Here is a 494-nt window from a genome sequence, read left to right as displayed (position 1 = left end):
CGAGCACCACGTTGCGCTTGATCGACAGCTTCGGCGTGAGCGTGCCGTCGTCGATGCTGAAGACATAGTCGAGGATGCGGAACTCGCGAATCGACTCGGCCCGCGACACGCGCGTGTTCGCGCTATCGATGACCGACTTCAAGTGCGCGCGCACCTTGTCGTTCTCGGCGGCTTCGGCGAGCGAGAGATTCGGGTCAAGCCCCTGCGTCTCGAGCCACTTCGGCAGCATCTCGGGGTCGAGCGTGATCACGGCCGAGATGAACGGCTTCTGGTCGCCCACGACGACGCACTCGCCGACGATCGTGTCGGCACGGATCGGGTCTTCAAACGTCGCCGGCGCGACGTTCTTGCCGCCCGCCGTCACGATGATGTCCTTCTTGCGGCCCGTGATGGTGAGGTAGCCGTCCGCGTCGAGGCGGCCGAGGTCGCCGGTGCGGAACAAGCCGTCCTCGGTGAAGGCATCGGCCGTCGCTTCGGGGTTATTGAGGTACTCG

At 65.2% G+C, this 494-nt stretch carries 1 pseudogene; it reads right to left on the bottom strand.

Going from position 1 to position 494, the window contains the following annotated elements:
- A pseudogene (locus RAD15_RS43565) lies at positions 1 to 494 on the bottom strand (long-chain fatty acid--CoA ligase); the annotation flags it as partial.

The sequence above is a fragment of the Bradyrhizobium sp. 14AA genome (assembly GCF_054185205.1).
Note: the sequence above shows the minus strand (reverse complement) of the source record. Positions and strands in the feature narration are given on the sequence as shown.